The sequence below is a fragment of the Nocardioides koreensis genome, from assembly GCF_039531775.1.
In the GTDB taxonomy this organism is placed as follows: Bacteria; Actinomycetota; Actinomycetes; order Propionibacteriales; family Nocardioidaceae; genus Nocardioides; species Nocardioides koreensis.
In genome coordinates, this window is record NZ_BAAAQR010000004.1 from 219958 (window position 1) to 244319 (window position 24362).

Here is a 24362-nt window from a genome sequence, read left to right on the forward strand (position 1 = left end):
GGCGTCGGGCTACGCCGGACGCAGCAGGTCGGCCACCAGGCCGTCCAGGTCGAGATGGTCGCTCTCGGTGCCGGCCGGGACGGCCGCCAGGGTGCGGGTGAGGAACCGGTACACCTCGTGCGTGTGCGCCTGGGCGATCAGCTGGCCGCCGGGGGAGCGGAACTCCAGCACGACGACCGCACGCCCCTCGTGGTCGATGCTCGGCCACATCTCGAGGTCGCCCTGGCCGGCGGGATCGGTCAGCGCCCGCAGCAGCGTGGCGCGGCACATCGCCCAGCGCACGTCGCCCTGGGCGGACGGGAACGTGATCCACACGGCGTACGGGTCGTCGGGGTCGTACCCGAAGGACGCCACGAGCTCGACCCCGCGCCCGCGCGCGTCCACGCACTGCAGGGTCAGCTCCTGGGAGAGCGTCCGAGAGATCGGCTGGTGGGTCACGTCGGCTCTCGCCCCGTCCTGGATCTTGACCGGCCCCCGTAGTCGGTCCTGTGACAAGACGGTGCACCCGTGGTGCCGTGACGCAAAAGGGACCAAGGGCCCCAGAATGTGAGTACGCCGGACGCATGCGCTAAAGTCTGCGACCGCAGCACGGGAGCTACCGTGAGGCACAACCGGGGCGATTGGCGCAGTGGTAGCGCGCTTCGTTCACACCGAAGAGGTCACTGGTTCGAACCCAGTATCGCCCACCAGTTCCACGATGAGGGCCGCGCTACGAGGTGGTAGCGCGGCTCTGTCGTTTGCACCGAAGAGGTCACTGGTCCGAAACCGGTGTCGCCCCCCGAACAGCATCCAGCACGGACCGGAATGATCACTCGTTCCGGGCCGTTCTGCATCTCATGACAACCATCGGACTCATCGGAGCAGGACACATCGGCAGCACCGTCGCACGCCTCGCGGTCGCCGCGGGGCACGTCGTCGTGCTCAGCAACAGCCGGGGGCCGGAGACCCTCGTCGATCTCGTGGACGAGCTGGGGGAGCGCGCCAGCGCGGCCACTGCCGCCGAGGCCGCGGCCGCGGGGGACATCGTCGTCGTGACGATCCCGCTCAAGAGCTACCGCGAGGTCCCGGTCGAGCCGCTGCGCGGCAAGATCGTGATCGACACGAACAACTACTACCCGCAGCGCGACGGCCACATCGCCGAGCTGGACGACGAGTCCACGACCGTCTCCGAGCTGCTCCAGGCGCACCTGCCGGAGTCGAACGTGGTCAAGGCGTTCAACAACATCTACTTCGGCCACCTCCTCGAGCTCGCCCGCCCGTCGGGCAGCGAGGACCGCAGCGCCCTGGCGATCGCCGGCGACGACGAGGGCTCCAAGAAGGCGGTGGCCGACTTCCTCGACGACATCGGGTACGACACCGTCGACGCCGGTCCGTTGTCCGAGGGCTGGCGCTACCAGCGCGACACCGCGGCGTACGGCACGCCGTACACCGAGGGCTGGGGCACCGCGGACATGAAGCCGCGCACCGGCGACGCCGACCGGGTCCGGGACCTGTTGGCCAAGGCGCAGCGCTACCGCGACATGGCGGGGTGAGCCCGACCGGCCCCGGGTGCCACCGGGGCCGGCCGGACGGTCACCTCAGCCCGACGACCGTCAGCGTCAGGGCGGCGTTCGCGGCCGACGCCGGCGTGACGATGCCTAGCGACCCGCCGCGAGCGCGACGGCGGCGAGGAGCGGGATCCGGCGGGACCTCCGGGACACGCCGCACGTCGTGCGCGGCCGCCGTACCGGCCTCTTGGACAACCCTGATCCGAACATGCGCGCACGCCCCCCACTGATGTGACTCCGACGCCTCCCCAGACGGAGGCGTGGCCAATGTCGTGTAAGCGCGGCGAGGTGCGTCGAGCAGTTGGGGAGACGTCCCCAGCATTGGGTACGGTCCGACAGGAAACCGGGGCGCGTCGCCACAGGGCCGACGGATACGATCGACGGGTCCACCAGATCCCCGCATCAAGGAGCATTCCTGTGTCCGACATCAAGGTCGTCCTCGTCCACGCCGACGCGCGTGAGGACCGGACGGTCACGACGGGCACCAAGGCGTGGGAGCTGTACGCCGAGGACCCCACGATCATCGCGGCGCGCGTCGGCGGTTCGCTCAAGGACCTGGCCCACGAGCTCGGCGACGGCGACGAGGTCGAGGGTGTCGCCATCGACAGCCCGGACGGCCGCGACATCCTGCGGCACTCCACCGCGCACGTGATGGCGCAGGCGGTGCAGGAGCTCTTCCCTGAGGCGAAGCTCGGCATCGGCCCGCCGGTCGAGAACGGCTTCTACTACGACTTCGACGTGGCGACCCCGTTCGTCCCCGAGGACCTCGAGAAGATCGAGACCCGGATGCGCAAGATCGTCAAGGAGGGCCAGCGCTTCTCCCGGCGCCCGGTCTCCGACCACGACGCGATCGCCGAGCTCAAGGACGAGCCCTACAAGATCGAGCTGATCGGGCTGAAGGGCTCCGGGCACGCCGAGGGCGCCGCCGAGGGCGCGAGCGTCGAGGTCGGCGCCGGCGAGCTGACGATCTACGACAACGTCCGCCGCAACGGCGACGTGGCCTGGAGCGACCTGTGCCGCGGTCCGCACCTGCCGACCACCAAGCGGATCCCGGCGTTCAAGCTGATGCGCTCGGCCGCGGCGTACTGGCGCGGCGACGAGAAGAACAAGCAGCTCCAGCGCATCTACGGCACCGCCTGGGAGTCCAAGGATGCGCTCGAGGAGCACCTGCACCGGATCGAGGAGGCCGAGCGTCGGGACCACCGCAAGCTCGGCCGCGACCTCGACCTGTTCAGCTTCCCCGACGAGATCGGCTCCGGCCTGCCGGTCTTCCACCCCAAGGGGGGTGTCATCAAGCGCGTGATGGAGGACTACGTCCGCCAGCGCCACATCGAGGAGGGGTTCGAGTACGTCGGCACCCCCCACATCGCCAAGGAGGGGCTGTTCTACACCTCCGGACACCTGCCCTACTACGGCGAGGGCATGTTCCCTGCACTCGACGTGGACGAGATGGCCTACCGCCTCAAGGCCATGAACTGCCCGATGCACAACCTGATCTTCCGCTCGCGCCAGCGCTCCTACCGGGAGCTGCCGCTGCGGCTCTTCGAGTTCGGCTCGGTATACCGTCACGAGAAGTCCGGCGTCGTCCACGGCCTGACCCGCGTGCGCGGCTTCGCGCAGGACGACTCGCACTCCTACGTCACCCCTGAGCAGGCCCCGGCGGAGATCCAGCACCTGCTGGACTTCTGCCTCAGTCTCTTCCGCGACTTCGGGCTGGACGACTTCTACCTCGAGCTCTCGACCCGTGACGACTCCAAGCCCGACAAGTTCATCGGCTCCGACGAGGACTGGGAGATGGCGACCTCGGTGTTGGCCAAGGTCGCGACCGACTCGGGTCTCGAGCTCGTGCCCGACCCGGGCGGTGCCGCGTACTACGGCCCCAAGATCTCGGTCCAGGCGCGCGACGCCATCGGCCGGACCTGGCAGATGTCGACCATCCAGTACGACTTCAACCAGCCCTCGGCCGACCGGTTCAACCTCGAGTACATCGCCCAGGACGGCTCGCGCCAGCAGCCGGTGATGATCCACTCGGCCAAGTTCGGGTCCATCGAACGCTTCATCGGCGTGCTGGTCGAGCACTACGCCGGCGCCTTCCCTCCGTGGCTGGCCCCGGTCCAGGTGCAGGGCATCCCAGTGGCCGAGCGCCACAACGACTACCTTTACGACGTGGCGCGGCAGATGAAGGCGCGCGGCCTACGGGTCGAGGTCGACCACTCCGACGACCGGATGCAGAAGAAGATCCGCAACGCGCAGCTGCAGAAGGTGCCGTTCATGGTGATCGCCGGCGACAACGACGTGGAGGCGGGTGCGGTGTCGTTCCGCTACCGCGACGGGCACCAGGAGAACGGCGTGCCGATCGAGGAGGCCATCGCCCGGGTCGTGGCCGCGGTGGAGTCCCGCGAGCAGGTCTGAGCTAACGCACCTTCTTGGTGTAGCGGCGGCACGGCGAGATGAACGTCTCGCCGGCCGCCGTCACCTCGTAGGGGAGGTCGCCCTCGTCGGCCCAGCCCCGCCGCTCGTAGAACCGGCGCGCCCGGGCGTTGTCGACGACCACTGCCAGCCAGGCCACGTCGTGGCCGCCCTGGGCCACCTGCCGCTCGGCCTCGTCGAGCAGGCGGCCCGCCAGTCCGGTGCCCCGGTGGTCGGCGTCGACGAACACCTGCTCGACCTCGTCGTCGACCACCATCACGAAGCCGGCCACCCTGCCGCCCACCTCCGCGACCGTGGTGACCGGGACCGCCGCCGCGGTCCGTTCCCGGAACGCCGGGAGGGTGCGGGCGGCGGTGAGCCCGTCCGGCACGTGCCCGGCGTGCGCGTCGTGCCAGCCGCGGTGCCAGAGGTCCGCGACGACCGGGACGTCGTCCACGGTGGCGGGGCGCAGGGTCGGGGTCTCCATGGCGCCACCCTAGGATCGGTGGCCATGAGCGACGAGACGGTGTGCCAGGACGGAGTGGGGGACCCCGACGCCCTAGACCGGCTCTGGACCCCGCACCGGATGGCCTACATCCGCGGGGAGAGCAAGCCGGCCGACGACTCGACGGGGGAGTGCCCGTTCTGCCGGATCCCGCGGCTCGACGACGCCGAGGGGCTCGTCGTACGACGGGGCGAGCACGCGTTCGCCGTGCTCAACCTCTACCCCTACGCCCCCGGCCACCTGATGGTCTGCCCCTACCGTCACATCGCGGACTACACCGAGACCACCGACGCGGAGGCGGCCGAGATGGCCGACCTGACCCGCGAGGCGATGCGGGTCGTGCGGAAGGTCTCCGGCGCGGCCGGCTTCAACATCGGCATGAACCAGGGACACATCGCGGGCGCCGGCATCGCTGCCCACCTGCACCAGCACGTCGTGCCCCGCTGGCCCGGTGACCAGAACTTCATGCCGATCATCGGCCGGACCAAGACCCTGCCGGAGCTGCTGGGGGAGACACGGGCGCTGCTGGCCGAGGCCTGGGAGGACGGCCGATGACCGATCTCGCCGACGACGCCGCGCTGGCGGCAGACCTGGTCCACGAGGCCGGGCTGCTGGCCAGGCGAATGCGCGCCGAGGGGCTGGTCGCCGAGCACAAGACCTCGGTCTCGGACATCGTGACGGCCGCCGACAAGGCCGCCGAGCGCCTCATCGTGAACCGCCTGGCCGCCGAGCGACCCCACGACGCGGTGGTCGGCGAGGAGGGCACGGACCGGCCCGGCTCCAGTGGCCGGTCCTGGGTGATCGACCCCGTGGACGGCACCTACAACTTCCACCACGGGCTGAGCTGGTGGTGCTCCGCCATCGCGCTGGAGGACGCCGACGACGTGCTGCTCGGTGCGGTGTTCCATCCCCACGACGACGCCCTCTTCGTCGGCGGCCCGGAGCTGCCGTCCACGCGCAACGGGGAGCCGCTGCCGCGCCTGGCCGACGTGGCCCTGGCCCAGACGTGCGCGACGACCTACCTGCACCCGCCCTTCCACGATCCGGCGATCGGCGCGGCGTTCGTCCGCGCGGCCTCCGGCACGGCCACCCTGCGCATGCTGGGCTCCGGGACCATGGACGCGATGGCGATCGCGCAGGGGCAGCTCGGCGTCAGCTTCCAGCACACCGTGTCCGACTGGGACCGGCTGCCCGGTGCGGCCATCATCCGGGGGGTCGGCGGCGAGGCCCGGCGTACGACGGCCGGCGGCGTCGTCTGGTCGGTGGCCGGTGCGCCCACGGCGGTGGCGGAGGTCTGCGCGGCGCTCGAGGCGGGGTGACCCGTTCTGGGGATTGCCTGCCCGCGGGCCCCGCAGCATCGTGGTGAGGGTGCGGCGGCGCCGCTGGGGGTGCTGCCCCCGACCCCGAAGGAGGCGTGCGCATGTACGCACGTTCCACCACCATCAAGGGTGACCCGAGCGCCGTCGACGCGGGGATCGCCCACGTCCGCGACGAGGTGCTCCCCAAGGTCACGACGCTGGACGGCTGCCTCGGGATGTCGTTCGTCATCGACCGTGAGACCGGCCGCGGCATCGCCACGACCGCGTGGGAGAGCGAGGAGGCCCTGAACGCCAGCGCCGAGCGGGTCGGATCGATCCGGTCGCGCGCGACCGAGATCATGAACGCCGAGGCGCCGCTGGTCGAGAACTGGGAGGTGGCGGCCATGCACCGCAACCACACCAGCCGCGACGGCTCCTGCTGCCGGATCACCTGGACCCACGCCCCGGACCTCGACACCACGGTCGACTTCTGGCGCAACGAGCTGCTCCCGAAGTTCGAGCGGATGGACGGGTTCTGCAGCGCCAGCATGCTCATCGACCGGGTGGGCAGCCGGACCTGCGGCACCGTGACGTTCGACTCCCGCGCGGCGCTCGAGGCCAGCCGTGCGGAGGCTGCGACCATCCGCGACTTGGCCGCCCGCGCCGTGGGCGTCGAGTTCCTCGACGTCGCCGAGTTCGAGCTGGCCATGGCCCACCTGCGGCTGCCCGAGCTGGTCTGACACCGCGAGGCAATGGCCCGTCGGCACCGCCGGCGGGCCATTGTCCCTCCCGGCGATCGGGAGGAGTCTGGACGTCAGCGGCGGCGCCGTCGGGCGCTGCCCCGACCCGAGGAGGCGGGCCAATGTACGCACGCTCCACCACCATCATGGGCGAGCCGGGACGCCTGGACGACGGCATCGCCTACGTGCGCGACGACGTGCTGCCGACGGTGACCGCCATGGACGGGTGTCTCGGCCTGTCCATGCTGATCGACCGCGACACCGGCCAGTGCATCGTGACGAGCTCCTGGGACTCCGAGGAGGCCATGCAGGCCAGCAACCTGCACCTCGCGCCCATGCGGATGCGTGGGGGCCAGATCATGGGCGGCCCGCCGGAGGTCGACGAGTGGGAGGTGGCGGTCATGCACCGCGACCACCCAGCGCCCGAGGGTTCCTGCTGCCGGGTGACCTGGATGCGCCTGAACCACCACGACATCGACCGGGGCATCGACCTCTACCGGGCCGCGATGCTGCCCGAGATGGAGTCGATCGACGGGTTCTGCAGCGCCAGCCTGCTGGTGAACCGGACGCTCGGCCGTGCGTGCAACACCACGACGTACGACTCGCGCGCCGCCCTGGACGCGAGCCGGGAGCGCAGCTGGACGATCCGCGACGCCGGGGTCCGCGACGCCGGCGTCGACGTGCTCGACGTGGCCGAGCTCGACCTGGCCCTCGCGCACCTGAGGCTGCCGGAGCTGGTCTGATCCCATGCCGGGGAGGCGTCGCGGCGCCGGGGCGGTGTCCGGGTAGCCTGCTCCGACCATGCTGGATCGTTTCCGCGCCTTCTGGACGAAGGTCATCTCACCGGTTGCCCACCTGCTCATCAAGCTCGGGGTCAGCGCCGACGTCGTCACGCTCGTCGGCACGCTCGGCGTGTGCACCGGAGCGCTGGTGTTCTTCCCCCAGGGCAAGTTGCTCACCGGCGTGCTGGTGATCACCGCGTTCGTCTTCAGCGACCTGCTCGACGGCCACATGGCCCGGCTGACCGGCAAGAGCAGCCCCTTCGGCGCGTTCCTCGACTCGACCCTGGACCGGATCGGCGACGGCGCGATCTTCGCGGGCCTGGCGCTGTACTTCGCGTGGGACGGCGACAGCCGCCTCTACCTGGTGCTGAGCCTGGTCTGCCTGGTGATGGGCGGGGTCACCTCCTACGCCCGCGCCCGGGCCGAGGGGCTCGGCTTCCAGGCCAAGGTCGGCATCGCGGAGCGGGCCGACCGGCTGGTGGCGATCCTGGTGATGACCGGCCTCAGCGCGATCTTCGACCTGCCGGTCCTGATGTACGTCGCGCTGTGGGCGCTGGCGGTCGCGAGCACCGTCACGGTGGTCCAGCGGGTCTGGGTGGTGCGCAAGCAGGCGCTGGCCCGGGCGGCCTCCTGACCCCGTCCCCGGATGCGGGACCTTCGGCGTGTCGCCGTAGGATTGCGGCATGGTCAACACCCCCGAGAACGCACTCCACACCCCCGGCGACGGCACCGGCACCACGCGCGTGAAGCGCGGCATGGCCGAGATGCTCAAGGGCGGCGTGATCATGGACGTGGTCACCCCCGAGCAGGCGAAGATCGCCGAGGACGCCGGCGCGGTGGCCGTGATGGCGCTGGAGCGGGTGCCGGCCGACATCCGCGCCCAGGGTGGCGTCTCCCGGATGAGCGACCCGGACATGATCGACGGCATCATCGAGGCCGTCTCGATCCCGGTGATGGCCAAGGCCCGGATCGGGCACTTCTCCGAGGCGCAGGTGCTGCAGAGCCTCGGCGTCGACTACATCGACGAGTCCGAGGTGCTCACCCCGGCCGACTACGAGAACCACATCGACAAGTGGGCCTTCACCGTCCCCTTCGTCTGCGGTGCCACCAACCTCGGCGAGGCGCTGCGCCGGATCACCGAGGGCGCGGCGATGATTCGCTCCAAGGGCGAGGCGGGCACCGGTGACGTGTCCAACGCGGTCACCCACATGCGCACCATCCGCAAGCAGATCCGCCGCCTGGCCGCGCTGGAGGCCGACGAGCTGTACGTCGCCGCCAAGGAGCTGCAGGCGCCGTACGAGCTGGTCAAGGAGGTCGCCGAGAAGGGCAAGCTCCCCGTCGTGCTGTTCACCGCCGGCGGGATCGCGACCCCGGCGGACGCGGCGATGATGATGCAGCTCGGCGCCGAGGGCGTGTTCGTCGGCTCCGGCATCTTCAAGGCCGGCAACCCGGCGCAGCGTGCCGAGGCGATCGTGAAGGCCACCACCTTCCACGACGACCCCGACGTGGTCGCCAAGGTCAGCCGCGGCCTGGGCGAGGCCATGGTCGGCATCAACGTCGAGGAGCTCCCGCAGCCGCACCGGCTCGCCGAGCGCGGCTGGTGACCGGCCCGACCATCGGGGTCTTCGCCCTCCAGGGAGACGTCCGCGAGCACCTGCGGATGCTGGGCGAGCTGGGCGTCGAGCCCCTCGCCGTACGACGCCCGACCGAGCTCGAGGCCTGCGACGGCCTCGTGATCCCGGGCGGGGAGTCGACGACGATGGCCAAGCTGGCCCGCACCTTCGAGCTGTTCGAAGCGCTGCGCGACCGGATCAAGCAGGGGATGCCCACGTTCGGCACCTGCGCCGGGATGATCATGCTGGCCGACCGGATCGAGGACGGCGCTGCCGGGCAGGAGACGCTCGGTGGGCTCGACATCACCGTGCGGCGCAACGCCTTCGGCCGCCAGGTCGACTCCTTCGAGGGCGACCTGGACTTCGCCGGTCTCGACGGGCCGGTCCACGCGATCTTCATCCGCGCACCCTGGGTCGAGTCCGTCGGCGACGACGTCGAGCCGCTCGCCCGCGTGGACCACGGCCCCGCCGCGGGTAGGATCGTCGCGGTCCGGCAGGGCCCGCTGATGGCGACCTCGTTCCACCCCGAGGTGGGCGGGGACAACCGGATCCACCGACTGTTCGTGGACCTGGTCACCGAGAGCTGAGTAGAAGAGGGACGCATGTCTGGCCACTCCAAGTGGGCGACCACCAAGCACAAGAAGGCGGTCATCGACGCCAAGCGCGGCAAGCTGTTCGCCAAGCTGATCAAGAACATCGAGATCGCCGCGAAGATGGGCGGGCCCGACCCCTCCGGCAACCCGACGCTCTACGACGCCATCCAGAAGGCGAAGAAGCAGTCGGTGCCGAACAAGAACATCGACTCCGCGGTCAAGCGCGGCGGCGGGCTCGACGGCGGTGGCGTCGACTACGAGACCATCATGTACGAGGTCTACGGGCCCCAGGGCGTGGCGCTCCTGGTCGAGTGCCTCACCGACAACCGCAACCGCGCCGCGATGGAGGTCCGCACCGCGGTCACCCGCAACGGCGGCACCATGGCCGACCCCGGCTCGGTCTCGCGCCTGTTCACCCGCAAGGGTGTCGTCGTGGTCGGCAAGAGCCAGGAGCGTGCCGGCAAGCCGGCGGAGGTCACCGAGGACGACATCCTCGAGGCCACCCTGGACGCCGGTGCCGAGGACGTGAACGACCTGGGGGAGAACTTCGAGATCCAGACGGACTCCTCCGACGTGGTCGCGGTCCGCACAGCGCTGCAGGCCGCCGGGATCGACTACGAGTCCGCCGAGGTCCAGTTCGTGGCGACCATGGACATCCCGGTGGCGGAGGTCGACGTCGCCGGCAAGGTGTTCCGTCTGGTCGACGCGGTCGACGACCTCGACGACGTGCAGAACGTGTTCAGCAACGCCGACATCTCCGACGACGTGCTCGAGGCCATCGACGCGTGACGCCGATCCGCCGGTCTCCGCGTGTCGGCGGTCCGCCCGGCGGACCCCCCGGCTAGCGTTGCTCCGAACAAACGTTCGGACGGAAGGCTGGCTCATGCGCGTGCTCGGGATCGACCCCGGCCTGACCCGCTGCGGGATGGGCGTGGTCGAGGGCCAGGTGGGCCGCCCGCTCACGCTGGTGGACGTCAACGTGCTGCGGACCTCCTCCGACCTGCCGGTCGCCCAGCGCCTGGTCACGATCGAGAAGGGCGTCGACGCCTGGCTCGACGAGTACGCCCCCGACGCGGTGGCGGTGGAGCGGGTGTTCGCCCGCTCCGACGTCTCCACCGTGATGGGCACCGCCCAGGCCAGCGGGATCGCCCTGGTCTGCGCCGCTCGGCGGGGACTGCCGGTCGCGCTGCACACGCCGACCGAGGTCAAGGCGGCTGTGTCCGGCAGCGGCCGCGCCAACAAGGCCCAGGTGGGGGCGATGGTCACCCGCATCCTCCGGCTCGACGCGCCCCCCAAGCCCGCGGACGCCGCCGACGCGCTCGCGCTGGCCATCACTCACATCTGGCGCGGCGGCGCGCAGGCGCGCATCGAGGCCGCCCTCGCCGCGGCAGGCAGACAGAGCAGGAGTCCCGACAGATGATCGCGTTCGTCCGCGGCGAGGTCGCCGCCGTCACCTTGTCCAGCGCGGTGCTGGAGGTCGGCGGCGTGGGCCTGGAGCTCATGTGCACCCCCGGCACGCTCTCGACGCTGCGCACCGGCCAGCAGGCGACCCTGCCCACGAGCATGGTGGTCCGTGAGGACTCGCTGACGCTGTTCGGCTTTCTCGACGAGGACGAGAAGTCCGTCTTCGAGCTGGTGCAGACCGCCTCCGGCGTCGGCCCCAAGCTGGCCCAGGCCATGATCGCCGTGCTCGCGCCCGACGATCTGCGTCGTGCGGTGTCCTCCGACGACGTCAAGACCCTCACCCGGGTGCCGGGCATCGGGCAGAAGGGCGCGCAGCGGATCATCCTCGAGCTCAAGGACCGGCTGGGGGCCCCGGTCGGCGGTCGTGGCGCCACGCCGGCGGCGGCCGCGCCGGCCGCGTGGCGCGACCAGGTGCACCAGGGCCTGGTCGGCCTCGGCTGGCCCGCGCGGGACGCCGAGAAGGCGGTGGACGCCGTCGCCCCCGAGGCCGGCGACCTTCCGGACGTCGGCGCCCTGCTCCGGGCCGCCCTGCGCACCCTGAGCAAGGCCTGAGCCGGTGTACGACGAGCATCTCGAGGCGGCGGAGGAGCAGCACCTCCGCTCGCTGACCGCGGCCGAGGCCGAGGGGGACGAGCGGGCCGTGGAGGCTGCGCTGCGCCCGCGCACGCTCGACGAGGTGGTCGGCCAGTCCCGGGTGCGGGCGCAGCTGGGACTGGTCCTCGAGGCGGCACGCCGGCGCGGCCGCGCGCCCGACCACGTGCTGCTCTCGGGTCCGCCCGGCCTCGGCAAGACCACGCTCGCGATGATCATCGCCGCCGAGATGAGCGCCCCGCTGCGGCTCACCAGCGGCCCGGCGATCACCCACGCCGGCGACCTGGCCGCCATCCTCTCCGGCATGAACGAGGGCGACGTCCTGTTCGTGGACGAGATCCACCGGATGTCGCGACCGGCCGAGGAGATGCTCTACATGGCGATGGAGGACTTCCGGGTCGACGTCGTCATCGGCAAGGGCCCGGGCGCCACGGCCATCCCGCTGGAGATCCCGTCGTTCACGCTGGTCGGGGCCACCACCCGGGCCGGGCTGCTGCCGGGGCCGCTGCGGGACCGGTTCGGCTTCACCGCCCACCTCGAGTTCTACGAGCCCCACGAGCTCGACCTGATCGTGCACCGCTCCGCCGGCCTGCTCGGCGTGGAGCTCACCGGTGACGGCGCCGCCGAGATCGCCTCGCGCTCCCGGGGGACCCCGCGCATCGCCAACCGGCTGCTGCGCCGGGTCCGCGACTACGCCCAGGTGCGCGCCGACGGCGTGGTCACGCTGCCGGTCTCGCAGGCGGCGCTGGACCTCTACGAGGTCGACGAGCTCGGCCTGGACCGCCTGGACCGCTCGGTCATCGACGTCCTGTGCCGCCGGTTCGGCGGTGGACCGGTGGGCATCTCCACCCTCGCGGTGGCCGTGGGGGAGGAGCGGGAGACCGTGGAGGAGGTCGCGGAGCCGTTCCTGGTCCGCAACGGCTTCCTGGCCCGGACCCCCCGGGGGCGGGTCGCCACGCCCGCGGCCTGGCAGCACCTCGGACTCGCCGTGCCGCCGTCCGCGGTCCTCGGCGGCGGCGACGCGCCGCTCTTCGACGACTGAGCGCGGCCAATAGCGGTCTGGATCACAGTCGCGGCTATGCTTGCCCGTCGGTCGGCCCGCTCCGACCGATCACACACCATTTCTGCTCGCTCGAGAGGTTGTTTCGTGCCGGAGCTCGTCTCCTTGCTGCCCTTGGTGGCCATCGCCCTGCTCTTCTGGTTGCTCCTCGTGCGACCGGCGTCGCGGCGGCAGAAGGAACTCGCACGCATGCAGGCCTCGTTGAAGGTGGGTGACGAGGTGATGCTGACGTCGGGCATCTTCGGGACCCTGCGGGACACGGACGACGACCACGTCCGGGTCGAGATCGCCGAGGGAGTGACCGTCAAGGTCGCCCGCGGCGCCGTGGGACAGGTCGCACAGCCAGAGACCGCCGAGCGCGGTCCGGAGGAGAACTGACATGGCACGCAAGACCGCTCGCCCGGGACGCACCGTCGTGGTGTTCTTCCTGGGTCTGGCGATCGCCTACGGACTGGTGGCGCTCGGCGGCACCTGGAAGCCCGAGCTGGGCCTGGACCTGCAGGGCGGCACGCGGATCACGCTGACCGCCAAGGGCAGCCCGTCCTCGGAGAACCTCGACGAGGCGCGGGGCATCATCGACCAGCGGGTCAACGGCACCGGCGTCACCGAGGCCGAGGTGACCACGCAGGGCGGCAACCTCATCGTCGTCGAGATCCCCGGCAAGAGCCGCAGCGACCTCGTCGACACCGTCAAGCGTCAGGCGCAGCTGCGCTTCCGGACCGTGGCCTGCACCGAGGGCCCGGGCGGGGTGACCGGCTCGTGCGCCTCCGCCGCCACGGCCCCCACGGCGCCCACCGCGCCGAGCGCGCCGTCGTCCCAGTCGTCCGGGAAGTCGAGCAGCGGCTCGAAGAACCGGGCGCCGTTCCTGATGGCGGACAAGAAGAACGACAAGCAGAGCAATCCCTCGTCCTCGGCCTCCGCCTCCGCCTCGGAGTCGCCGTCGGCCTCGACGTCCCCCTCGCCGGCTCCGTCCGACAGCGGCGACCCGGCGCAGTCCGCGCTGGCGTTCATCGACAGCCCCGACCAGGCCGCGGTCAAGGCGTTCAACGCCTACTCGTGCCCCTCGGACAAGGTCGTCGAGGACAACCCGGACCAGCCGCTGGTGACCTGCGGCACCGGCGACGACGCCGGCACCAAGTACCTCCTCTCCCCGGCCGCGATCGAGGGCACCGACCTGGACAGCGCCAGCGCCGGCGTCGCGCAGGGTCAGGTCCAGTGGCAGGTCAACCTCACGCTGGGCGGTGACGGCAAGCAGGTCTTCGCCGACCTCTCGCGGGCGATGGCCGGCTCGGAGAAGCAGTTCGCCGTGGTGCTCGACGGCCGGGTGATCTCGGCGCCCACGTTCAACGGCGTCATCCCGAACGGCAGCGCGCAGATCACCGGCAACTTCAACGAGAACAGCGCCAACAGCCTCGCCACCAGCCTGAAGTACGGCGCGCTCCCGCTCGCCTTCGAGAAGGACGGAACGTCGGTCGAGACGGTCGGCCCCTCGCTCGCCGGTGACCAGCTCAGCGCGGGCATCACTGCCGGCATCGTCGGCCTGCTCCTGGTGATGCTCTACTGCCTCATCTACTACCGGGGCCTCGGCCTGGTCGTGATCGCCTCCCTGCTCGTGGCGGGTGCGGTGACCTACGCGATGGTGCTGCTGCTCAGCAAGGGTGCCGGCTTCACGCTCTCGCTGCCCGGCATCGCGGGCCTGATCGTCGCGGTGGGCATCACCGCCGACTCCTTCATCGTCTACTTCGAGCGCATCCGCGACGAGATGCGTGACGGGAGGTCGATGCGGGTCGCGGTCGAGGCCGGCTGGAAGCGGGCCCGGAACACCTGTCTGGCCGCCGACACCGTCTCGCTGCTGGCGGCGGTCGTCCTCTACATCTTCGCCGCCGGCGTGGTGAAGGGCTTCGCCTTCGCACTCGGGCTCTCCACCCTCATCGACCTGGCGATCTTCTTCTGGTTCACCCATCCGATGGTCTCGTGGCTGGCCCGGTTCAAGTTCTTCAACCGGGGCCACAAGCTCTCCGGGCTCGACGCGGAGAACCTCGGTATCGATCGCATCACCGTGGGAGGGAGGGCCTGATGGGCAAGTTCTCGCGTCTGGGCAACGACCTCTACTCGGGTCGCCGGTCCATCGACTTCGTCGGCCGCAGGTGGCTCTGGTACGCCATGTCCGGCGTCATCATCGTGCTGGCCGTGGCGGGGCTCTACCTCAAGGGCCTCAACATGGGTATCGAGTTCACCGGCGGCGCGCAGTACCGCGTGTCGCTGGACTCGAGCCAGGTGACCCAGGACAACGCCGACAAGCTCCGCAACGCGGTCGCCGGCACCGGGATCGACAGCGCCGCGTCGCCTGTCGTGACGACGTCCGGCGACAGCGCCATCCTCGTGCAGGTCGAGCCGGTCACCTCCGCCGAGAGCGCGAAGATCGTCGACACGATCGTCCAGAACACCGGAGTCAACGCCGACAAGGCCATCTCCCAGGACGAGATCGGCGCCAGCTGGGGCAAGGAGGTCGCCAAGCGGTCCGTGACCGGCCTGGTGGTGTTCCTGGTGCTGGTGGTGCTCTTCATCTGGGCCTACTTCCGGCAGTGGAAGATGTCGGTCGCGGCGATCGTGGCGCTGGCGCACGACGTGCTGATCACCGTCGGCGTCTACGCACTGTCGGGCTTCGAGGTCACCCCCGCGACGGTCACCGGTGTGCTCACCATCCTGGGCTTCTCGCTCTACGACACCGTGGTGGTCTTCGACAAGGTGCGTGAGAACACCAAGGGCCTGCGCGAGCGTCGTACGACGTACGCCGCCGAGGCCAACCTGGCGGTCAACCAGACCCTGGTGCGCTCGATCAACACCTCGGTCGTGGCGTTGATCCCGGTCGGCGCGATCCTCTACGTCAGCGTGGTCCAGCTCGGTGCCAGCTCGCTGAAGGACCTGGCCCTGGCCCTGTTCGTCGGCATGGCGGCCGGTGCCTACTCCTCGATCTTCATCGCGACGCCGCTGCTCGTGCAGCTGAAGTCCAGCGAGTCCGACGTGCAGCTCGCCGAGAAGCGGGCCGCGGCCCGTGCTCGCCAGGCGGACCCGTACGCCTCGGTCCCGGCCTTCACCGAGGACATGCCGATCCACGCCGAGCCGGGCGCCGAGGGCCGTGGGACGGGGGAGGAGCCCGAGGACGCCTCGGTCTCGGGTACCCCCAGCGCGCGGCGGTCCCCGGAGGCCGCCGGTCGGGGCCGGGTGGCACCTCCCTCCCGTGGTCCGGTCCGCCCCAGCGGCGCGTCGGGCCGGCAGCAGCCGTCGCGACAGACCAGGTCGAAGCGGGGCAAGAAGTGACGGACGGGGCGGCGGCGGCCCGCGCCGCCCTGGAGAGCCTGGTCGTCGACGTCCCCGACTTCCCCGAGCCGGGGATCGTCTTCAAGGACATCACGCCGCTGCTCGCCGACCACACCGCCTTCACGGCGGTGATCACGGCCCTGGCCGCCGTGGGCCGCGACGAGTCCGGCGCCCCGGTGGTGGACAAGGTCGTGGGGATGGAGGCCCGCGGGTTCATCCTCGCGGCGCCCGTGGCACTGGCCCTGGGCACCGGCTTCGTGCCGGTCCGCAAGGCCGGCAAGCTGCCGCGCGGCACCCACGCGGTCTCCTACGCCCTGGAGTACGGCGAGGCCACGCTCGAGCTGCACCGCGACGCGATCGCGCCGGGGGACCGGGTGCTGATGGTCGACGACGTGCTCGCCACCGGCGGCACCGCCCGGGCGACGCGGGAGCTGATCGAGAGCTGCGGCGGCACGGCGCACGGCCTGGCCGTGCTGATGGAGCTGGGCGTCCTGGCCGGTCGCGACGCGATCGGCGACCTCCCGGTCGCCACGCTGATGACGGTCTGACCACCGTCGTCCCTAGACTGGTCCCGTGACCGAGGACCGCGCCGTGCAGCCGACGCGGGAACGAGCGCCCGAAGGCCCGGGCTCGACCCGCAGCATGCGGGCGCGCCTGGCCCGGATGGGCCGCAGCAACCAGCCCGGCAACCCGGTCCTCGAACCGCTGTTCCGGGCCGTGCGGGCCAACCACCCGAAGGCCGACCTGGCGCTGCTGGAGCGGGCCTACGTGACCGCCGAGAAGCTGCACGGGTCGCAGATGCGCAAGAGCGGCGACCCCTACATCACCCACCCGCTCGCGGTCACCACGATCCTGGCCGGGATCGGCATGACCGAGCCGACCCTGGTCGCCTCGCTGCTGCACGACACCGTCGAGGACACGCCGTACACCCTCGACCAGCTGCGCACCGAGTTCGGTGACGAGGTCGCCCAGCTCGTCGACGGGGTGACCAAGCTCGACAAGGTCAAGTACGGCGACTCCGCCCAGGCGGAGACAATCCGCAAGATGATCGTCGCGATGTCGCGCGACATCCGGGTGCTGGTCATCAAGCTGGCCGACCGTCTCCACAACATGCGGACGCTGCGCTACGTCCCGCAGGCCAGCCAGGAGCGCACCGCCCGCGAGACGCTGGACATCTACGCCCCGCTGGCCCACCGGCTGGGCATGAACACCCTCAAGTGGGAGCTCGAGGACCTCGCCTTCGCGACGCTGCACCCCAAGATCTACGACGAGATCGTCCGGATGGTCGCCGAGCGGGCGCCGTCGCGCGACCAGTTCCTCGCCGAGGTGATCGCCCAGGTCGAGGCCGACCTGCGCGAGGCGAAGGTCAAGGCCACCGTCACCGGGCGGCCGAAGCACTACTACTCGATCTACCAGAAGATGATCGTCGGGGGCCGCGACTTCTCCGACATCTACGACCTGGTCGGCATCCGGATCCTCGTGGAGGAGGACCGGGACTGCTACTCCGTCCTCGGCGTGCTGCACTCGCGCTGGAACCCGGTGCTCGGGCGGTTCAAGGACTACGTCGCGATGCCGAAGTTCAACATGTACCAGTCGCTGCACACCACCGTGATCGGCCCGCAGGGCAAGCCGGTCGAGCTGCAGATCCGCACCTTCGCCATGCACCGCCGCGCGGAGTACGGCGTCGCGGCGCACTGGAAGTACAAGGAGGACGGCCGCAACGGGGTCGACACCGAGCGCCGCGCCGACCTCGACGACATGACCTGGGTCCGCCAGCTGCTCGACTGGCAGAGCGAGGTGGAGGACCCGGGGGAGTTCCTCGAGTCGCTGCGCTTCGAGATCAACCGGGCCGAGGTCTACGTCTTCACCCCGCGCGGCGACGTGATCGCGCTGCCGACGGGGGCCACTCCGGTCGACTTCGCCTACGCCGTCCACACCGAGGTCGGCCACCACACCATCGGGGCGCGCGTCAACGGCCGGCTGGTGCCGCTGGAGTCGACGCTGGAGAACGGCGACGTGGTCGAGGTCTTCACCTCCAAGGCGCCCACCGCGGCCCCGTCGCGCGACTGGCTGACCTTCGTGAAGTCGCCGCGGGCCCGCTCCAAGATCCGCCAGTGGTTCACCAAGGAGCGGCGCGAGGAGGCCATCGAGCGGGGCAAGGACCAGATCGCCCGGCTGATGCGCAAGGAGGGCCTGCCCCTCAAGCGGCTGCTCTCGCACGAGTCGCTGATGCTCGCGGCCGTCCACTTCAAGCTGGCCGACGTCTCCGCGCTCTACGCGTCCGTCGGCGAGGGCAACCTCAGCGCCCAGGCCGTCGTACGCCGGGTCATCGACCTGCACGGCGGCGACCAGGGCGCCCAGGAGGACCTCGCCGAGGGCGTCACCATCACCGGGCGCCGCGGCCGGTCGAAGGTGCAGGCCGGCGGTGACGCCGGCGTCATCGTCAAGGGCGCCCCCGACGTCTGGGTCAAGCTCGCCAAGTGCTGCACGCCGGTGCCACCCGACGCGATCCTCGGCTTCGTGACCAAGGGCGGCGGGGTGTCCGTGCACCGCCAGGACTGCACCAACGCCGCCAGCCTTCAGTCACAGCCCGAGCGGCTCCTCGAGGTGGAGTGGGCGCCGACCGGTCAGTCGACCTTCCTGGTGAACATCCAGGTGGAGGCGCTGGACCGCGCCCGCCTGCTCTCCGACATCACGATGGTGCTGTCCGACGCCCACGTGAACATCCTCAGCGCCAACCTCTCGACGACCCGCGACCGCGTGGCCAAGAGCCGGTTCACATTCGAGATGGCCGAGGCCAAGCACCTCGACACGGTCCTGAAGGCAGTCCGCGGCGTCCCCGGCGTCTTCGACGCCTACCGCGTCACCCAGTAACCAGAGGTCGAGTCGGCGCAAAGTCAGGCGCAGAACGGCTCGAGTCGGCGCAAGCTCGTACGAACTTGCGCCGACTCGACGTTGTTCAGACGGGAGCTTGCGCCGACTCGACGTCGGGTCAGGAGGAGAAGTCGGCGGAGGCCTTCTTCGCCATCTCCAGGAAGGACTGGCGCGAGGCGAGGTTCTCCTCGAGCTCGCGGACCTTCTTCTCGTTGCCGGCCGCGCGGGCCCGCTCCAGGTCGGCCTCGACGTCGGCGATGGCGGCCTCGAGCTTGCTGACCATGTCGTCGGCACGCGCCGACTTCTCCGGGTCGGAGCGTCGCCACTGCTCGTCCTCGACGCCGCGGATGGCTTGCTCGACCTTGCGGATGCGGCCCTCGAGCTCCTTCATCCGGTCGCGGGGCACCTTCCCGGCGGCGTCCCAGCGCTCGGCGATGTCCCGGAAGCTCCGCTTGGCCGCGTCCACGTCGGTCACCGGGACCAGCGCCTCGGCCTCGACGAGCAGCTTCTCCTTGACCTCGGCGTTGGCCGCGAACTCCTGGTCCTGCTCCTTCGTGGCGGCGTCGCGGGCGCCGAAGAAGGCGTCCTGGGCTCCGCGGAACCGGCGCCACAGCGCCTCGTCGACGTCGCGGGGCGCCGGACCGGCGGCCTTCCACTGCTGCATCAGGTCGCGGTAGCGGCCCGCGGTCGGGCCCCAGTCGGTGGAGTCGGCCAGCGACTCGGCCTCCGCAGCCAGGCGCTCCTTGATGACCCGCGCCGCGTCCCGCTTCTCGTGCTGCTCGGCGAAGTGGGCCTTGCGGCGACGGGTGTACGACGTCCGCGCGGTCGAGAAGCGGCGCCACAGGGCGTCGTCGGAGGACCGGTCGATCCGGGGGAGCGCCTTCCACTGGTCCAGCAGCTCCCGCAGCCGGTTGGCGCCGTGGCGCCAGTCGGTGCCCTCGGCCAGCTTCTCGGCCTCGGAGACGATCTTCTCCTTGTCCGCGCGCGAGGCCGCGGCGCGCTGCGCCTTCTCGACCTTGCGGGCCTCGCGCTGGCCCTCGATGACCGGGGCCAGGGCCTCGAGACGCGTGAGCAGCGACGCCAGGTCGCCGACGGCGTTCGCGTCGGTGACCTGACCACGGACGGTGCTCACCGACTCGGCGGCCTCCTCGGGGGACAGCACGCCGGACTTGATGCGCTGCTCGAGCAGCTCGACCTCGAACGCCAGCGCGGCGTACCGCTCGGTGAAGAAGTGCAGGGCCTCCTCGGGGGTGCCCTCGGGGTACTGACCCACGGAGCGCTCGCCGTCGGCGGTCCTCACGTAGACGGTCCCGTCGTCGTCGACTCGACCCCACTGATGACTCGTCACTGCATGTACCCCGATCGATCTGTTCGCATGGCGGCGGAAGGCCTCAGGGTCCCATGCTAGTCACGGTCTTCGAGGCTCCCGTGCACGCGGGCCAGCACCGATGCGGCGCGGGCCCTGGCCGCTCGATAGTGTGCGGGGGTGTTCATCGCCGGTTTCCCCGCGGGTCCCTGGGGCACCAACTGCTACGTCGCGGCCACTGCCGCCGGCAGCGAGTGCGTCGTCATCGACCCCGGGAAGGACGCCGCGGCGGGCGTCGACCAGGTCGTCCGGGAGCACGGGCTCAAGCCGGTGGCCGTCCTGGTCACCCACGGCCACGTCGACCACATGTGGTGCGTCGCCCCGGTCGCGGGGACCTACGACGCCACCGCGTGGATCCATCCGCGCGACCGGCACCTGCTCACCGACCCGATGGCCGGGATGTCCCGCGAGACGACCCAGATGCTGCTCGGCGGCAGCTACGAGTGGGCCGAGCCGGACGACGTCCAGGAGCTGGCGGACCACCAGGTCCTCGAGCTGGCGGGCCTCCGATTCGTCATCGACCACACCCCCGGCCATACCGAGGGGTCGGTCACCTTCCGTACGCCGTACGACGCCGCGGAGGTCTCCGAGGTGATGTTCTCCGGCGACCTGCTGTTCGCCGGGTCCATCGGTCGCACGGACCTCCCGGGCGGTGACCACGCCACGATGCTGCGCAGCCTGACCGACAAGGTGCTGCCGCTCGCCGACGACATCGTGGTGCTCCCCGGCCACGGCGAGCAGACGTCCATCGGTCGCGAGCGCGCGACCAACCCCTTCCTGCAGGACCTGATCCAGGACGGTTCCGCGGGACGAGTCACCCGAGGACTTTGACCACCCCATGAGCGCCAAACCGACCCCGCTGAGCGGGTTTCCTGAGCTGCTGCCCGAACAACGCTTCGTCGAGCAGCAGGTGATCGACACCCTGCGTCGTACCTTCGAGCTGCACGGCTTCGCCGGGATCGAGACCCGGGCCGTCGAGCCGATGGACCAGCTGCTGCGCAAGGGGGAGACCTCGAAGGAGGTCTACGTCCTGCGCCGGCTGCAGGCCGATGCCGAGGGTGCGGACTCCGGCATGGGGCTGCACTTCGACCTGACCGTGCCGTTCGCCCGCTACGTGCTGGAGAACGCCGGCAAGCTGGAGTTCCCGTTCCGCCGCTACCAGATCCAGAAGGCCTGGCGTGGGGAGCGGCCCCAGGAGGGCCGCTACCGCGAGTTCACCCAGGCCGACATCGACGTGGTGATGAAGGACGAGCTGCCCTTCCACTTCGACGTCGAGGTCGCCCGGGTCATGGCCGAGGCCCTGTCCGGGCTGCCCCTGCCGCCGCTGCGCCTGCGCGTGAACAACCGCAAGCTCATCGAGGGCTTCTACCGCGGCATCGGCGCGGCCGACCCGCAGGCCGTCATCACCATCATCGACAAGCTCGACAAGCTGCCCGCCGACCAGGTGGCCGCGCTCCTGCGCAGCGACGCCGGCCTGTCCGGGGCCCAGGCCGACCAGTGCCTGCAGCTGGCCACGATCAGCACCACCGACTCCGGGTTCGTCGACAAGGTCCGCGCCCTCGGCGTGGAGCACGAGCTGCTGGACACGGGCCTGGCCGAGCTCGCCGCGGTCATCGACGGGTGCGCCGCGGTGCGCAGCGACCGGTTCGAGGTCGAGGCCAGCCTCAGCCTCGCCCGCGGGCTCGACTACTACACCGGAACCGTCTTCGAGATCTACATGGTCGGCTTCGAGTTCCTGAAGTCCGTCGGCGGTGGCGGGCGGTACGACGCGCTCGCCTCCGACGGCCGCAGCACCTACCCGGGGGTCGGGATCTCCTTCGGGATCTCCCGGTCGCTGGTGCCGCTGATGAGCCGCGGCCTGCTGAGCTCCGACCGCAGGGTCCCGAGCGTCGTCCTGGTGGCCCTGCCCGACGAGGAGAGCAGGCCCGCCAGCGACGCCATCGCGCAGGCGCTGCGCGCCAACGGCGTAGCCTGCGAGGTCGCCGCGAGCGCCCAGAAGTTCGGCAAGCAGATCCGGTACGCCGAGCGCCGGGGCATCCCGTACGTCTGGTTCACCGGACGCGACGGCGGCCACGAGGTGAAGGACATCCGCTCGGGGGAGCAGGTCGCGGCCGATCCGGCGACCTGGACGCCGCCGGAGCAGGACCTGAGGCCCCGCGTGGTCTCGACAGGCTCGACCACCGAGCCGAGTGCAGGCAACACCGAGCCGCATGCAGGCAGCACCGAGCCGAGTGCAGGCAACAACGAGCCGCATGCAGGCAACACCGAGCAGACCGCAAGCAACGAGGAGAAGCAGTGATCCGCACCCATGAGGCCGGCGCCCTTCGCGCCGACCACGCCGGCCAGACCGTCACCCTCGCCGGGTGGGTGGGCCGACGTCGCGATCACGGAGGCGTCGCGTTCCTCGACCTGCGCGAGGCCAGCGGCGTGGTCCAGGTCGTGGTGCACGACCCGGACGTGGCCCACCACCTGCGCAGCGAGTACTGCATCCGGGTGACCGGTGAGGTCAACCTGCGGCCCGAGGGGAACGCGAACCCCAACCTGCCCAGCGGCGAGATCGAGGTGGTTGCCAAGGACGTCGAGGTGCTCAGCGCCGCGGCAGCGCTGCCGTTCCCGATCGACGAGCACGTGGAGGTGGGGGAGGAGGCGCGGCTCAAGCACCGCTACCTCGACCTGCGCCGGCCCGGCCCGAACGAGGCCCTGCGCCTGCGCAGCAAGGTCAACAAGGCGGCGCGCGACGTGCTCGACACCCACGGTTTCGTCGAGATCGAGACGCCGACGCTGACCCGCTCGACGCCCGAGGGTGCCCGTGACTTCCTGGTGCCGGCGCGGTTGCAGCCCGGCAGCTGGTACGCCCTGCCGCAGAGCCCGCAGCTGTTCAAGCAGCTGCTCATGGTCGCCGGCATGGAGCGCTACTACCAGATCGCGCGCTGCTACCGCGACGAGGACTTCCGGGCCGACCGCCAGCCCGAGTTCACCCAGCTCGACATGGAGATGAGCTTCGTCGACCAGGACGACGTCCTCGCCGTCGCCGAGGAGATCCTGGTGGCGCTGTGGAAGCTCGTCGGGTACGACGTGCCGACGCCGCTGCCGCGGATGACGTACGCCGAGTCCATGGCGCGTTTCGGCTCCGACAAGCCGGACCTGCGGATGGGCCAGGAGCTCGTCGAGTGCACCGAGTACTTCAAGGACACGCCGTTCCGCGTCTTCCAGGCGCCGTACGTCGGGGCCGTGGTCATGCCCGGGGGAGCGAGCCAGCCCCGCAAGCAGCTCGACGCCTGGCAGGAGTGGGCCAAGCAGCGCGGCGCCAAGGGCCTGGCCTACGTGCTGGTCCAGGAGGACGGCGAGCTCACCGGCCCGGTGTCGAAGAACATCACCGACGAGGAGAAGGCCGGCCTGGCCGCCCACGTGGGTGCCCAGCCGGGGGACTGCGTCTTCTTCGCGGCGGGTCCCGTGAAGTCCAGCCGTGCCCTGCTGGGCGCCGCGCGGCTCGAGATCGGTCGCCGCTGCGGCCTGATCGACGAGAGCGCCTGGAGCTTCCTGTGGATCGTCGACGCGCCGCTCTTCGAGCCGACCGCCGACGCGACCGCCTCGGGTGACGTGGCGCTCGGCTACAGCGCGTGGACGGCGGTGCACCACGCCTTCACCTCGCCGAAGGACCTCGAGACCTTCGACAAGGACCCCGGGAACGCCCTCGCGTGGGCCTACGACATCGTCTGCAACGGCAACGAGATCGGTGGCGGGTCGATCCGTATCCACCGCGAGGACATCCAGAAGCGAGTCTTCGAGATCATGGGCATCGGCGAGGACGAGGCGGACGAGAAGTTCGGCTTCCTCCTCGAGGCCTTCAAGTACGGCGCGCCCCCGCACGGCGGCATCGCCTTCGGCTGGGACCGCATCGTGGCGCTGCTCGCGGGCAGCGACTCGATCCGCGACGTGATCGCGTTCCCGAAGTCCGGAGGGGGCTTCGACCCCCTCACCGCGGCCCCGGCACCGATCACGCCGGAGCAGCGCAAGGAGGCAGGCGTGGACGCCAAGCCGACGAAGGATGTCCCTTCCGAGGGCTGATTCCACGAACAATCGTGCGTCGAGGGTCGAGACCAGATCGTTACGCGAGGGTGATCGCGGGTGCGGTCCGTGTCACATAGAGTCTCGCTTCGGCGCGCATGGCGCAGGTCGGGAGATCCCTGACCTCAGAC

General features: G+C 70.8%; 24 protein-coding genes and 1 tRNA gene. 22 read left to right on the plus strand and 3 right to left on the minus strand.

Annotation, left to right across the window (positions count from 1 at the left end; all coding sequences use genetic code 11):
• Window positions 1-9 precede the first annotated feature (9 nt).
• Window positions 10-438: an SsgA family sporulation/cell division regulator gene (locus ABD268_RS09110; protein WP_344150336.1), complete on the minus strand. Its 429-nt coding sequence runs from the start codon at window positions 436-438 to the stop codon at window positions 10-12.
• A gap of 176 nt (window positions 439-614) precedes the next feature.
• Between ABD268_RS09110 and ABD268_RS09115 the strand changes: the two genes are divergently transcribed.
• The 3 genes from ABD268_RS09115 to thrS all read left to right on the plus strand — a co-directional run bounded on the left by ABD268_RS09115 (window position 615) and on the right by thrS (window position 3959).
• A tRNA-Val gene (locus ABD268_RS09115) sits at window positions 615-689 on the plus strand.
• 27 nt (window positions 690-716) lie between these two features.
• Window positions 717-1532 (plus strand): NADPH-dependent F420 reductase, encoded by an 816-nt coding sequence (locus ABD268_RS09120; RefSeq protein ID WP_425573700.1) that lies wholly within the window; start codon window positions 717-719, stop codon window positions 1530-1532.
• Window positions 1533-1964: 432 nt separating this feature from the next.
• Window positions 1965-3959: a threonine--tRNA ligase gene (thrS, locus tag ABD268_RS09125; protein ID WP_344150339.1), complete on the plus strand. Its 1995-nt coding sequence runs from the start codon at window positions 1965-1967 to the stop codon at window positions 3957-3959.
• Between the two features lies 1 nt (window position 3960).
• Here thrS and ABD268_RS09130 read toward each other — a convergent pair whose 3' ends face one another.
• Window positions 3961-4443 (minus strand): GNAT family N-acetyltransferase, encoded by a 483-nt coding sequence (locus ABD268_RS09130; RefSeq protein ID WP_344150342.1) that lies wholly within the window; start codon window positions 4441-4443, stop codon window positions 3961-3963.
• Between the two features lie 24 nt (window positions 4444-4467).
• On the opposite strand from ABD268_RS09130, the gene ABD268_RS09135 reads away from it, so the two are divergent.
• From ABD268_RS09135 to ABD268_RS09210, 16 genes are all read left to right on the plus strand, one after another.
• Complete coding sequence (locus tag ABD268_RS09135) at window positions 4468-5016, plus strand: HIT family protein (RefSeq protein WP_344150345.1); 549 nt, start codon at window positions 4468-4470, stop codon at window positions 5014-5016.
• Window positions 5013-5780 (plus strand): inositol monophosphatase family protein, encoded by a 768-nt coding sequence (locus ABD268_RS09140; protein WP_344150348.1) that lies wholly within the window; start codon window positions 5013-5015, stop codon window positions 5778-5780. The genes ABD268_RS09135 and ABD268_RS09140 overlap by 4 nt, the downstream gene beginning before the upstream one ends.
• A 101-nt stretch (window positions 5781-5881) precedes the next feature.
• On the plus strand, window positions 5882-6499 hold the full coding sequence (locus ABD268_RS09145; protein ID WP_344150351.1) for an antibiotic biosynthesis monooxygenase: 618 nt from the start codon (window positions 5882-5884) through the stop codon (window positions 6497-6499).
• A gap of 122 nt (window positions 6500-6621) precedes the next feature.
• Entirely contained in the window at window positions 6622-7242 is a 621-nt protein-coding gene (locus tag ABD268_RS09150; RefSeq protein ID WP_344150354.1) for an antibiotic biosynthesis monooxygenase, read from the plus strand.
• 58 nt (window positions 7243-7300) lie between these two features.
• On the plus strand, window positions 7301-7915 hold the full coding sequence (gene pgsA, locus ABD268_RS09155; protein ID WP_344150357.1) for a phosphatidylinositol phosphate synthase: 615 nt from the start codon (window positions 7301-7303) through the stop codon (window positions 7913-7915).
• 49 nt (window positions 7916-7964) lie between these two features.
• The gene (pdxS, locus tag ABD268_RS09160) at window positions 7965-8885 is read left to right on the plus strand and encodes a pyridoxal 5'-phosphate synthase lyase subunit PdxS (RefSeq protein ID WP_344150360.1); all 921 of its coding nucleotides are present in this window, start codon (window positions 7965-7967) and stop codon (window positions 8883-8885) included.
• Window positions 8879-9481 carry a pyridoxal 5'-phosphate synthase glutaminase subunit PdxT gene (pdxT, locus tag ABD268_RS09165; RefSeq protein WP_344150685.1) on the plus strand — a complete coding sequence of 201 codons (603 nt, stop codon included), beginning with the start codon at window positions 8879-8881 and terminating at the stop codon, window positions 9479-9481. Before pdxS ends, pdxT begins: the two co-directional genes overlap by 7 nt.
• 15 nt (window positions 9482-9496) lie before the next feature.
• Window positions 9497-10276 (plus strand): YebC/PmpR family DNA-binding transcriptional regulator, encoded by a 780-nt coding sequence (locus ABD268_RS09170; protein ID WP_344150363.1) that lies wholly within the window; start codon window positions 9497-9499, stop codon window positions 10274-10276.
• 94 nt (window positions 10277-10370) lie between these two features.
• The gene (gene ruvC, locus ABD268_RS09175; RefSeq protein ID WP_344150366.1) at window positions 10371-10907 is read left to right on the plus strand and encodes a crossover junction endodeoxyribonuclease RuvC; all 537 of its coding nucleotides are present in this window, start codon (window positions 10371-10373) and stop codon (window positions 10905-10907) included.
• Entirely contained in the window at window positions 10904-11503 is a 600-nt protein-coding gene (ruvA, locus tag ABD268_RS09180; RefSeq protein WP_344150369.1) for a Holliday junction branch migration protein RuvA, read from the plus strand. Before ruvC ends, ruvA begins: the two co-directional genes overlap by 4 nt.
• Window positions 11504-11555: 52 nt before the next feature.
• Window positions 11556-12584: a Holliday junction branch migration DNA helicase RuvB gene (gene ruvB / locus ABD268_RS09185; protein WP_425573705.1), complete on the plus strand. Its 1029-nt coding sequence runs from the start codon at window positions 11556-11558 to the stop codon at window positions 12582-12584.
• Window positions 12585-12689: 105 nt separating this feature from the next.
• Complete coding sequence (yajC, locus tag ABD268_RS09190; protein WP_344150375.1) at window positions 12690-12980, plus strand: preprotein translocase subunit YajC; 291 nt, start codon at window positions 12690-12692, stop codon at window positions 12978-12980.
• Window position 12981: 1 nt separating this feature from the next.
• Window positions 12982-14679 (plus strand): protein translocase subunit SecD, encoded by a 1698-nt coding sequence (gene secD, locus ABD268_RS09195; protein WP_344150378.1) that lies wholly within the window; start codon window positions 12982-12984, stop codon window positions 14677-14679.
• Entirely contained in the window at window positions 14679-15923 is a 1245-nt protein-coding gene (secF, locus tag ABD268_RS09200; protein WP_344150381.1) for a protein translocase subunit SecF, read from the plus strand. The genes secD and secF overlap by 1 nt, the downstream gene beginning before the upstream one ends.
• Entirely contained in the window at window positions 15920-16471 is a 552-nt protein-coding gene (locus ABD268_RS09205) for an adenine phosphoribosyltransferase (RefSeq protein ID WP_344150384.1), read from the plus strand. The genes secF and ABD268_RS09205 overlap by 4 nt, the downstream gene beginning before the upstream one ends.
• A 94-nt stretch (window positions 16472-16565) precedes the next feature.
• Complete coding sequence (locus tag ABD268_RS09210) at window positions 16566-18797, plus strand: RelA/SpoT family protein (protein WP_344150688.1); 2232 nt, start codon at window positions 16566-16568, stop codon at window positions 18795-18797.
• A gap of 118 nt (window positions 18798-18915) precedes the next feature.
• Here the strand turns inward: ABD268_RS09210 and ABD268_RS09215 are convergent, their stop codons facing one another.
• Complete coding sequence (locus ABD268_RS09215; RefSeq protein WP_344150387.1) at window positions 18916-20145, minus strand: DUF349 domain-containing protein; 1230 nt, start codon at window positions 20143-20145, stop codon at window positions 18916-18918.
• Between the two features lie 138 nt (window positions 20146-20283).
• Between ABD268_RS09215 and ABD268_RS09220 the strand changes: the two genes are divergently transcribed.
• From ABD268_RS09220 to aspS, 3 genes are read left to right on the plus strand one after another with little or no spacing between them, the layout of a single operon-like run.
• Window positions 20284-20994 (plus strand): MBL fold metallo-hydrolase, encoded by a 711-nt coding sequence (locus ABD268_RS09220; protein WP_344150390.1) that lies wholly within the window; start codon window positions 20284-20286, stop codon window positions 20992-20994.
• Window positions 20995-21001: 7 nt separating this feature from the next.
• On the plus strand, window positions 21002-22462 hold the full coding sequence (gene hisS, locus ABD268_RS09225; protein ID WP_344150393.1) for a histidine--tRNA ligase: 1461 nt from the start codon (window positions 21002-21004) through the stop codon (window positions 22460-22462).
• On the plus strand, window positions 22459-24231 hold the full coding sequence (gene aspS / locus ABD268_RS09230) for an aspartate--tRNA ligase (RefSeq protein ID WP_344150396.1): 1773 nt from the start codon (window positions 22459-22461) through the stop codon (window positions 24229-24231). The genes hisS and aspS overlap by 4 nt, the downstream gene beginning before the upstream one ends.
• The last annotated feature ends 131 nt before the right edge of the window (window positions 24232-24362 follow it).

Coding starts and splice junctions, on each gene's coding strand:
- secF (WP_344150381.1), top strand. CDS start 14,679: ATGGGCAAGTTCTCGCGTCTGGGCAACGACCTCTACTCGGGTCGCCGG.
- ruvA (WP_344150369.1), top strand. CDS start 10,904: ATGATCGCGTTCGTCCGCGGCGAGGTCGCCGCCGTCACCTTGTCCAGC.
- ABD268_RS09130 (WP_344150342.1), bottom strand. CDS start 4,443: ATGGAGACCCCGACCCTGCGCCCCGCCACCGTGGACGACGTCCCGGTC.
- ABD268_RS09135 (WP_344150345.1), top strand. CDS start 4,468: ATGAGCGACGAGACGGTGTGCCAGGACGGAGTGGGGGACCCCGACGCC.
- ABD268_RS09140 (WP_344150348.1), top strand. CDS start 5,013: ATGACCGATCTCGCCGACGACGCCGCGCTGGCGGCAGACCTGGTCCAC.
- ABD268_RS09150 (WP_344150354.1), top strand. CDS start 6,622: ATGTACGCACGCTCCACCACCATCATGGGCGAGCCGGGACGCCTGGAC.
- ABD268_RS09145 (WP_344150351.1), top strand. CDS start 5,882: ATGTACGCACGTTCCACCACCATCAAGGGTGACCCGAGCGCCGTCGAC.
- ABD268_RS09210 (WP_344150688.1), top strand. CDS start 16,566: ATGCGGGCGCGCCTGGCCCGGATGGGCCGCAGCAACCAGCCCGGCAAC.
- secD (WP_344150378.1), top strand. CDS start 12,982: ATGGCACGCAAGACCGCTCGCCCGGGACGCACCGTCGTGGTGTTCTTC.
- pdxS (WP_344150360.1), top strand. CDS start 7,965: ATGGTCAACACCCCCGAGAACGCACTCCACACCCCCGGCGACGGCACC.
- hisS (WP_344150393.1), top strand. CDS start 21,002: ATGAGCGCCAAACCGACCCCGCTGAGCGGGTTTCCTGAGCTGCTGCCC.
- pgsA (WP_344150357.1), top strand. CDS start 7,301: ATGCTGGATCGTTTCCGCGCCTTCTGGACGAAGGTCATCTCACCGGTT.
- ruvC (WP_344150366.1), top strand. CDS start 10,371: ATGCGCGTGCTCGGGATCGACCCCGGCCTGACCCGCTGCGGGATGGGC.
- ABD268_RS09170 (WP_344150363.1), top strand. CDS start 9,497: ATGTCTGGCCACTCCAAGTGGGCGACCACCAAGCACAAGAAGGCGGTC.